12 protein-coding genes are annotated in these 9,069 nt (G+C 68.0%); 6 read left to right on the top strand and 6 right to left on the bottom strand.

Going from position 1 to position 9,069, the window contains the following annotated elements; all coding sequences use genetic code 11:
- Together AB0435_RS12465 and AB0435_RS12460 are read right to left on the bottom strand one after the other, a co-directional pair.
- Nucleotides 1–450 (bottom strand): transposase (locus tag AB0435_RS12465; RefSeq protein WP_366426849.1); only part of this gene is annotated, 450 nt, incomplete at its 3' end.
- Nucleotides 336–695, bottom strand: a complete 360-nt coding sequence (locus tag AB0435_RS12460; RefSeq protein ID WP_366426848.1) for a transposase — start codon at nucleotides 693–695, stop codon at nucleotides 336–338. The genes AB0435_RS12460 and AB0435_RS12465, both read right to left, overlap by 115 nt.
- A 578-nt stretch (nucleotides 696–1,273) precedes the next feature.
- Here AB0435_RS12460 and AB0435_RS12455 point away from each other — a divergent pair.
- On the top strand, nucleotides 1,274–1,537 hold the full coding sequence (locus AB0435_RS12455; RefSeq protein WP_366426847.1) for a hypothetical protein: 264 nt from the start codon (nucleotides 1,274–1,276) through the stop codon (nucleotides 1,535–1,537).
- Nucleotides 1,538–1,767: 230 nt separating this feature from the next.
- On the opposite strand, the gene AB0435_RS12450 is transcribed toward AB0435_RS12455, so the two are convergent.
- Nucleotides 1,768–1,962 carry a DUF397 domain-containing protein gene (locus AB0435_RS12450; RefSeq protein ID WP_366007597.1) on the bottom strand — a complete coding sequence of 65 codons (195 nt, stop codon included), beginning with the start codon at nucleotides 1,960–1,962 and terminating at the stop codon, nucleotides 1,768–1,770.
- The gene (locus AB0435_RS12445) at nucleotides 1,959–2,780 is read right to left on the bottom strand and encodes a helix-turn-helix transcriptional regulator (RefSeq protein ID WP_366426846.1); all 822 of its coding nucleotides are present in this window, start codon (nucleotides 2,778–2,780) and stop codon (nucleotides 1,959–1,961) included. The genes AB0435_RS12450 and AB0435_RS12445 overlap by 4 nt, the downstream gene beginning before the upstream one ends.
- Nucleotides 2,781–2,913: 133 nt before the next feature.
- Between AB0435_RS12445 and AB0435_RS12440 the strand changes: the two genes are divergently transcribed.
- Nucleotides 2,914–3,135, top strand: a complete 222-nt coding sequence (locus AB0435_RS12440) for a hypothetical protein (protein ID WP_366007599.1) — start codon at nucleotides 2,914–2,916, stop codon at nucleotides 3,133–3,135.
- Nucleotides 3,136–3,329: 194 nt separating this feature from the next.
- Here the strand turns inward: AB0435_RS12440 and AB0435_RS12435 are convergent, their stop codons facing one another.
- Together AB0435_RS12435 and AB0435_RS12430 are read right to left on the bottom strand one after the other, a co-directional pair.
- Nucleotides 3,330–4,022 (bottom strand): DUF6875 domain-containing protein, encoded by a 693-nt coding sequence (locus tag AB0435_RS12435; protein WP_366426845.1) that lies wholly within the window; start codon nucleotides 4,020–4,022, stop codon nucleotides 3,330–3,332.
- Between the two features lie 130 nt (nucleotides 4,023–4,152).
- The gene (locus AB0435_RS12430; protein ID WP_366426844.1) at nucleotides 4,153–4,782 is read right to left on the bottom strand and encodes a LysE family transporter; all 630 of its coding nucleotides are present in this window, start codon (nucleotides 4,780–4,782) and stop codon (nucleotides 4,153–4,155) included.
- Between the two features lie 265 nt (nucleotides 4,783–5,047).
- Between AB0435_RS12430 and AB0435_RS12425 the strand changes: the two genes are divergently transcribed.
- The 4 genes from AB0435_RS12425 to AB0435_RS12410 all read left to right on the top strand — a co-directional run bounded on the left by AB0435_RS12425 (nucleotide 5,048) and on the right by AB0435_RS12410 (nucleotide 8,999).
- A complete protein-coding gene (locus AB0435_RS12425; protein WP_366426851.1) occupies nucleotides 5,048–5,767 on the top strand; it encodes a GntR family transcriptional regulator in 720 nt (239 codons plus the stop codon).
- A gap of 429 nt (nucleotides 5,768–6,196) precedes the next feature.
- The gene (locus tag AB0435_RS12420; protein WP_366426843.1) at nucleotides 6,197–7,177 is read left to right on the top strand and encodes a sugar ABC transporter substrate-binding protein; all 981 of its coding nucleotides are present in this window, start codon (nucleotides 6,197–6,199) and stop codon (nucleotides 7,175–7,177) included.
- Nucleotides 7,174–8,214, top strand: coding sequence for an ABC transporter permease (locus tag AB0435_RS12415; protein ID WP_366426842.1), 1,041 nt, complete (start codon nucleotides 7,174–7,176; stop codon nucleotides 8,212–8,214). The genes AB0435_RS12420 and AB0435_RS12415 overlap by 4 nt, the downstream gene beginning before the upstream one ends.
- Entirely contained in the window at nucleotides 8,211–8,999 is a 789-nt protein-coding gene (locus AB0435_RS12410) for an ATP-binding cassette domain-containing protein (RefSeq protein WP_366426841.1), read from the top strand. The genes AB0435_RS12415 and AB0435_RS12410 overlap by 4 nt, the downstream gene beginning before the upstream one ends.
- Nucleotides 9,000–9,069: the final 70 nt, after the last annotated feature.

Here is a 9,069-nt window from a genome sequence, read left to right as displayed (position 1 = left end):
CGATGGACCGCTCGATCTTCCAGCGGTGCCGGCCGAGCCGTTCGCCGGACTCGATGCCCGGTCGGGCGATGCGCGGGACGAGTCCCCGTTCGCGCGGCCAGGAGAGGTGTTCGGCGGAGAAGTACGTGTCTTGTCGGCGCGGAGTTTGACTGGTCGGCGACGGCGGGGCCCGCGCCGGGAGCGGATGGCGGGTATGCCGCGGACCAACGGTTTGAGGGCGAGGCTGTCGTGCATGTTCGCGCCGGACACGGCGACGGCGAGCGGGATGCCCTGGGCTTCGGACAGCACGTGCAGCTTGCTGCCCTTCTTGCCGCGATCGACCGGGTTCGGCCCGGTCAGCGAGCCCCCCTTTTCGCTCGCACTGACGCGGCATCCACGATCGCCGAACTCCAGTCGAGCCCGCCACGGGAGCCGAGTTCGTCCAGGACCGCCCGGTGCAGGCGTCGCCACAGTCCGGCCCGGGTCCACGCGGCGAACCGGCGATGTGCCGTTGCGGGTGACACCCCGAACGTTTCAGGCAGGTGCCGCCAGGCGCATCCGCTGGTCAGCACGTACACCACCGCCGTGAACACGGCCCGTTCGTCCAACGGCGCGGTCCCGCCGCCCTGCGGACGGGAGTTGAATGAGGGCAGCAACGGCGCGACCAGATCCCACAGTCCGTCAGGAACCAGCCGCTGCGACAGATCAGCTCTCACGAAGAGACATCATGCCGCAGACACACCATCACCACGTGAGACAGCCTCTAAGGAATGCATCGAGAATCCCGCTCTGGGTAGATGTGCTGTTGCCGTCGCCATGGTCCTCCCCGAAGGGAGGATTCTGAAGGCAGAAAAGCTTTCCGTCGAGGTGGTCGAAGCTGCAGCTCGAGAGTCGCGGGTCGCGAAAGCGGCGAAGGGCCCCTGGACTTCTTACCGGAAATTCGATGGCGATGGCCATCCGGTGGATGGAACTCGGTTGCCGACTAGCGAAGCTATTGACGCGGCGGAGAAGTGGGTTGGCCCCGGCTATTCTGAGCCCGTGAAAGGTAGTGGGCGGTACGTTTCGAAGGACGGCACGCGCGTTGCTAGGATGGGTGAAGGGGATATCACAGGACAACATGGTGGTGGCCCACACATGAACTTTGAGCGATTGGAGCCTAACCCGAAGAAGCCTGGGAAATCGATAGCTGTCGAGAATCGACAATCTATCTCGAATAGGCGCGCATATGGGGAGTCGTTGAATAAGATCTCAGCGGCTCCCCGCTGAGTTGTCACCACAGGAAGCGGAAGTAGCGATGGATTGTGTGATCGATGTTCCAGAATACCGGACTGGCGAAGGGCTGCGTTTCGCCTGGGATGATGATTTTGAAATTCAGTTGACGGTCAGCTCGACGGATGTTGTCATCAAGGCGAATCGCGCCGGATTGACCTCTCTGGCGCGTCATCTATTGACCCTTGCTCAGGAAGGTGTTCGCGAAGGTTCTCATGTTCACCTAACGGCGGAGCAAGAGATCGAATCTGACCACGACCTCATTCTTGAACGGATGGAGGAGGGCTAGATTCCTCCGTCCGGGCCTGGGTTCCCCAGCAGGCTGGCCAGTCTGCTGGACAGGCCCGTCGTTCGCCATGCCTGGTGATAGAGGGCAACCTCAGCATGAGGCCTGAGTGAGGGGCTCGCTGGAGAATGGCGAGCCCATCGTTCTTCCGGGTTCCGGAGGCATATGGCGTTCACGGTTATGGTGAAAACAAACAGTTCCTGGGCCTGAGGTAACCCGGGGCCGTACCGATTTTACGGAATGGCCTTGACGTGGGAGATGAGAGCTGCCCACGAGGCGTGCTCGAAGACGAGGGCCGGGCCGTTGGCGTCCTTGCTGTCGCGTACAGGGACGACGTCGGCCAGGCCCTCGCCTATCTCTATGCAGTCCCCGCCATTGGTGCTGTAGCTGCTCTTCCGCCATGTAATGGACAGTTGGCTTGCTATCACGGGCCTAGCTCCTTCAGGTGTTCGTGGATCAAGTCGGCTGATTCCTTGGGTGATAGGGCGATCGCCCGGAGGAGATCGTAGGCATGTGCGCCGTCGGCGACTTCGCGGGGTTCCAGGGCCAATCGGCCCTGGGAGAAGCCGTCCACGAACAGCACGTCCTCACCCTCGTCGAAGCTGAGGAGGGTGAACGGTCCCGCGACACCTGGGTGCGCGGCCACCTGGCGTGGGATGACCTGGATGACGTTGCGCGGGTCCGTGCCGGCTTCCAGGAGATGTTGGAACTGAGCACGCATCACGTCCGGGCCCCCTATGGGACGGAGCAAGACGTGCTCGTCGAGCACGAACCAGCATGAAGGTGGGACCGGGCGCTCGAAGACCGATTTCCGGGACATGCGGGCGGCGACAAGGTCTTCGAGGTTGATCGCGCGTACGGCCTCCAGCATTGCCCGCGCGTACTCCTCGGTCTGGAGAAGTCCGGGAAGGATCTGCGCCTGGAAGGACCTGATGGACTTGGCGTCGCCTTCCAACTCGACATACGGCAGGAACCACGACGGATACGCGAACGTGAGCATGAGCGGATGCAGTCTCCCGAAGTGCCCGCCGGTCTTCAACGCCAGATCCAGATCGCGGGCGAGGTCCCTCGACGGGACGCGCTTCGCCGCCTCGACCTTGCTGATCATCGACTGCGTGGTGTGCGCCTTCTCGGCCAGTGCCTCCTGGGACATGCCCGCCTCTCCTCGGAGGCGGGAGGTCTCGGAGCCGAAGAAGGCGAGGAGCGAGCGCGTCGGGTCCGGTGCCGGGCCGGTCTCTTCGGCCATGTGTTTGACCCTTTCCATGACGGTGCGGGTGTCATGGGTTCTGATCTAGCCACCGTAAGTGATGTGACGCAACTCTCGGATCACAACAGGGAGTTGCCCGCTCCGCATGAGCGGCACACGGAGGTTCGAACGGATGACGAACATGACGCCATGGGGAACGGGCTACCGCTCCGGAGCGCTGGTGGTCGACAAGGAGACCGGCGAAGTCGGCGTGACGCAAGGGGCGGCGGGGCGGATCTACACCGTCAAGTCGTTGCGGGACGGGTCCTTGTGGACGGCGCACTCGACCCGTCTGCGCATCGCCACGACCGAGGAGCGCGCGAAGCTCGGGATCGGCCCCCGGAGCGTGAACTGATGGCTGTCGTCTCCCTGCCGCACACCTCCGGTCCCGGCGTCGTGGTCGGCGGCGCAGCCGACCGGTGCCCCACCTGCGTCGGTTTGAGAAACGCCCGGCACTGGGCATGGGCGACCGCCGATCACTCGGCGGCAGCCCACGCGGCGCGCGCGTTCCAGTGGCACTGGGGGCAGGCGCATGATGGCCGGTAGCAGTCACCGGTCCGGCGACGGACACCGTCCCATCTCCCCCCGCGCCACCCCCAGTTCCTCCCGCGCCCGCTGCCGCGTGGCCGCGCTCGCCGCGGACTGGTGTTCAAGAAAGGCCGCCACAAACCCCGCCCGCCACGCCGGCGGATACCGCTTCTCCGTCAGGAACGGGAGGTCGTTGGCGACCATGCTGCGGGCCACCAGCAGCGGGACGTCGCTGTGCAGGGGGCGGAACGCGGGGTTGCGCAGGCCCGGGCCCGGGTGGTCGGGGAAGAATTCGCCCAGCATCATGCCGTCCGCGACGAACTCCGGCTTGAGGCGGTCGTGGACGCGGATCACGATCTCCTTCGGCAGGCCCGGCAGCACCAGGATGATCGTCTTGTCGATGGTGTGCGGACCGGTGCGCGGTTCCATCGCCAGCCAGTGCGCCTTGAGCGCGGCCGTGGCCGCCAGCAGGGTCGGCTCATCGGTCGCGGGCGGGTCTGCGAGGGCGAAGCGCAGCAGGTCCAGCCGTAGGGACAGCGGGACGAAAGGGCAGACGGCCCCGCGGCGCCCGAGGTCCGGGTGCGGGCGGGCGACGTGGCCCGAGACCCAGTCGGCCACGGGCCGGAGCCGGTCGTGGGCGGCCGCCTCCTGTTGGTCGTACAGCCGTAGGGGTGCGGGAGCGAGAGGGGCGTCGTACGCGTACCGGTGGCTCATGGTGCGGTTCCCCCGTTGTGTCGTGGTGCCTCTGAAGACAGAAACGGGCCGGAGTCGTGGCGCGGTTGAGCAGGAGGGCGAAAGTCGCACGGGCGTGCCGGTGGCGCGCCCTTATCCGTGACCACGGCGGCTACGCCACCAGCGCGGACCCGAACTCGACGAGCAGTAAGGCGGAGGCCGCCAGCAGCAGTACGCCGGAGCCGCCCAGCAGCAGCCGGTAGCCGCGGGTCCCGATGCGGTGGCGGGCGCGGGCCACGATCAGGGCGAGCGCCGCCTTGCTGCCGACGAGCAGCCCGTAGAAGCCGAGGAGGAAGCCGCCCGCGCCCGGTGGGCTGTCCCGCCACGCGGCCACCAGCAGTGGCGCCCCGGTCGTCAGCCAGAACACCCAGGGGTGCGGGCTCAGCAGATTGACCAGGACCCCCTGCCACAGTGTCCGCCGTCCCTCGGCGCGGGCCGCGGCGGCCTCCCGCGCGGCCGGGATCTCGGCCGCGCGGGACTCGCGCAGCGTCGTCGCGCCCAGCCAGGCGAGGAAGAGGCCGCCGACCACGCCGCCGGCGGAGATCGCCCGGCCCGGCAGCACGGCCAGCACGGTCACCGAGAGGACGATCACCGGCAGGTCGGTGATCAGTGGCACCGCCGCCACCCGCAGGCCCACGCCCAGCCCGCCGCGCAGCGTCCCGGACAGCACCAGGGCGAGCAGCGGGCCCGGACTGATGCCCGCGCTGAAGCCCAGCGCGACCCCCAGAGCCAGCTCTTCCATGAACTCGCCTTCCCCTCGGTAGGCCAGGACAGGAGCACATGCGAAATCAGGGCATATTCACTGACATCTACGTTGTCATCTGTATCGCACAAGACGCGAGTCGTCGGCGCGGAGTTGACGGCCCGGTCACCCGTACCGGTAAGAGAGGAGCCGGGTTCCGTTGGCTCCCGAGCAATGTCAGGACAACCTGACCTCCGAACTTCCCGTCATCCGGTCGCCCGGTTACGCTCCCTTCGTGGCGACCCATCGATCCCTCCAGTTCAGCCTGGACCGCAGCAGCCCCGTACCGCTCTACTACCAGCTGTCGCAGCAGCTCGAAGCGGCCATCGAGCAGGGCGCGCTCGCCCCCGGCAGCCTCCTGGGCAACGAGATCGACCTCGCCGGCAGGCTGGGCCTCTCCCGGCCCACCGTCCGGCAGGCCATCCAGTCGCTGGTGGACAAGGGCCTGCTCGTACGGCGCAGGGGCGTCGGTACGCAGGTGCTGCACAGCCAGGTCAAGCGCCCGCTGGAGCTCAGCAGCCTCTACGACGACCTGGAGGCCGCCGGGCAGCAGCCCGCCACGCGTGTGCTGCGCCATCTGGTCGAGCCGGCCACGGCGCGGGTGGCCGCGGCCCTCGGGGTCGCGGAGGGCGCCGAGGTCGTCCTGATCGAGCGGCTGCGCCTCGCGCACGGCGAGCCCATGGCCCACCTGCGCAACCACCTGCCCGTGGGCCTGCTCGACCTCGACGGCGGGAAGCTGGCCGAAACCGGCCTCTACCGCCTGATCCGCGCGGCGGGCATCACCCTGCACAGCGCCCGGCAGACGGTCGGCGCCCGCGCGGCGACCGCCGAGGAGGGGGAGCGGCTCGCCGAGCCGGAAGGCGCGCCGCTGCTGACCATGGAACGGACGACGTACGACGACACCGGGCGCTCGGTGGAATTCGGCTCGCACATCTACCGGGCGTCGCGCTACTCCTTCGACTTCCAGCTGCTGGTGCGCCCTTAGGCAGTGGCCTGGCGAGGCTTGCATCGGTCCGTCGCTCGCCCTGCTGTGGGAAAGCGCCCTGCGGGCGCGTCCTCAAACGCCGGACGGGCTTGACCGGGGCACCCCACAGGACGGCGTAAGCCCTTACGGTGCTCGAGAGCGCCGCCTGCGGTGCCCCGTCGCGGGATCTGCCGGGCACGGCGTAGCGTGCTGGGCAGGTCAGTCCGTCAGAATGTTCGGACAAAGTATTGACGGAGTGTGGCGTCCGCCACTAGAACTCACCCACGGGCGGCAGCCCCGCACGGTCCCGCCGAAACCCCGGCGGACGGCGGTGACGGATGGTGACGGATACTTGGGCGGTTGGGCCCGCAGGACGGGGTCCGGCCGCACCGTGAAAGACAGTGAGAAGGGCATCTCCTCGTGGCAAGGGTTCGGACAGGCGTACGTGCGGTGAGCGCCGTGCTGGCAGCGGTGCTCGGCGCCACCTTGGCGGGGTGCAGCAGTACGGGCGGAAAGCGTGCCGAGGAGCGGGCCGCGAAGGCGTCCCAGGGGCGCGCCAACGTCGACACGCCCCGCTGGACCTTCGCGATGGTCACCCACTCGGGCGATGGCGACACCTTCTGGGACATCGTCCAGAGCGGTGCCAAGCAGGCGGCGGCCAAGGACAACATCAAGTTCCTCTACGCGCACGATGTGGAGGGGAACAAGCAGGCCCAGAACGTCCAGGCCATGATCGACCAGAAGGTCGACGGCCTGATCGTCACCCTCGCCAAGCCCGACGCGATGAAGGACGTGGTCGCCAAGGCGGTGAAGGCCGGCATCCCGGTGATCACCGTGAACTCGGGCTCCGAGCAGTCCAAGGACTTCGGGGCGCTCACCCACGTCGGCCAGGACGAGACCGTCGCGGGCGAGGCCGTCGGTGACGAGCTCAACAAGCGCGGCAGGAAGAAGGCGGTCTGCGTCCTGCACGAGCAGGGCAACGTCGGCCACGAGCAGCGCTGCGCGGGCGTGAAGAAGTCCTTCAAGGGCGAGGTGCGGAACCTCTACGTCGAGGGCACGAACATGCCCAACGTGCAGTCCTCCATCGAGGCCAAGCTCCAGTCCGACAAGGACATCGACGCCGTCGTCACGCTCGGTGCGCCCTTCGCGCCCACCGCCGTCAAGGCCGCCCAGCAGGCCGGCAGCAAGGCGGAGGTCGACACCTTCGACCTCAACGCCCAGGTCGCCAAGGACCTCCAGAGCGGCGCGCTCGGCTTCGCCGTCGACCAGGACCCGTACCTCCAGGGCTACGAGGCCGTGGACCTGCTCTGGCTCTACAAGTACAACCGCGACATGCTCGGCGGTGGCCGCCCGGTCCTCACCGGCCCGCAGATCATCACCAAGGACGACGCGAAGACCCTGGCCGAGTTCGCGAAGCGGGGCACCCGATGAGTACAGCCACCACCGAGCGGGCCGACGAACGGCTGGTGCGCCAGAGCTGCCTGCGCCGCATGATGGGCCGCCCCGAGCTCGGCTCGGTCGTCGGCGCGGCCGCGGTCTTCCTCTTCTTCTCGTTCGTCGCCGACAGCTTCCTCCAGCCGTCCAGCCTGTCCACCGTGCTGTACGCGTCCTCGACGATCGGGATCATGGCGGTGCCGGTGGCGCTGCTGATGATCGGCGGCGAGTTCGACCTGTCGACCGGTGTGATGGTGACCAGCTCCGCGCTGGTCTCCTCGATGTTCAGCTATCAGATGACGGCCAACGTCTGGGTCGGTATCGGGGTGTCCCTGCTGGCCACCCTGGGCATCGGCTTCTTCAACGGCTTCATGCTGACCCGCACCAAGCTGCCCAGCTTCATCATCACGCTCGGCACCTTCCTGATGCTCACGGGCCTCAATCTGGGCTTCACCAAGCTCATCAGCGGCACCGTCTCCACCAAGACCATCGGCGACATGGAGGGCTTCGGGTCCGCCCGCGCGGTCTTCGCCTCCCACCTGTCGATCGGTGACGTGGACCTCCAGGTCACCGTCCTGTGGTGGCTCGGCCTGGTGGCCCTGGCCACCTGGGTGCTGCTGCGCACCCGCGTCGGCAACTGGATCTTCGCCGTCGGCGGCGGCTCCGACGCGGCCCGCGCGGTCGGTGTCCCCGTGAACAAGACCAAGATCGGCCTGTACATGGCCGTCGCCTTCTGCGCCTGGATCTCCGGCCAGCACCTGCTGATGTCGTACGACGTGGTGCAGTCCGGCGAGGGCGTCGGCAACGAGTTCCTGTACATCATCGCGGCCGTCATCGGCGGCTGTCTGATGACCGGCGGCTACGGCTCGGCCATCGGGTCCGCGGTCGGCGCGTTCATCTTCGGCATGACCAGCAAGGGCATCGTCTACGCCCAGTGGAACCCGGACTGGTTCAAGTTCTTCCTGGGCGCCATGCTGCTGCTGGCGACGCTGCTGAACGCGTGGGTCCGTAAGCGTGCGGAGGCGAGCAAGTGACCGCTCTGGTGGAGCTGACGGACGTCAGCAAGTTCTACGGGAACATCCGCGCCCTCGAAGGGGTCTCCCTGGAGGTCCACGCGGGCGAGATCACCTGCGTCCTCGGTGACAACGGCGCGGGCAAGTCCACCCTCATCAAGATCATCGCCGGGCTGCACCAGCACGACGCCGGCACCTTCGCGATCGACGGCGAGGAGACCCGCCTGGGCTCGCCCCGCGAGGCCCTGGACCGCGGCATCGCGACCGTCTACCAGGACCTCGCCGTCGTCCCGCTGATGCCGGTCTGGCGGAACTTCTTCCTCGGCTCCGAACCGACGAAGGGCGCCGGCCCCTTCAAGCGGCTCGACGTCGCCAAGATGCGCGAGACCACCCGGGCCGAGCTGCTGCGCATGGGCATCGACCTGCGCGACGTCGACCAGCCCATCGGCACGCTCTCCGGCGGTGAGCGGCAGTGCGTCGCCATCGCGCGGGCCGTCTACTTCGGGGCGAAGGTCCTGGTCCTGGACGAGCCGACCGCCGCGCTCGGCGTCAAGCAGTCGGGCGTCGTGCTGAAGTACGTGGCCGCGGCGCGCGACGCCGGGCTCGGCGTGGTGCTCATCACGCACAACCCGCACCACGCGTATCTGGTCGGTGACCGGTTCGTCCTGCTCAAGCGCGGGGCGATGGCCGGCAGCCACGCGAAGTCGGAGATCGCCCTGGACGAGCTGACCCGCCAGATGGCGGGCGGCAGCGAGCTCGACCAGCTCAGCCACGAGCTGGAGAGGGCCGCCTCGGGCGAGGCGTGACCCCGGGCCCGGGGCGCGGCCCCCGGCTCCGGCCGTGCTCCCCGCGATGCGGTGCCGAGCGGCTCAGTGA

This window comes from Streptomyces sp. NPDC051173, assembly GCF_040689515.1.
GTDB lineage: Bacteria > Actinomycetota > Actinomycetes > Streptomycetales > Streptomycetaceae > Streptomyces.
Note: the sequence above shows the minus strand (reverse complement) of the source record. Positions and strands in the feature narration are given on the sequence as shown.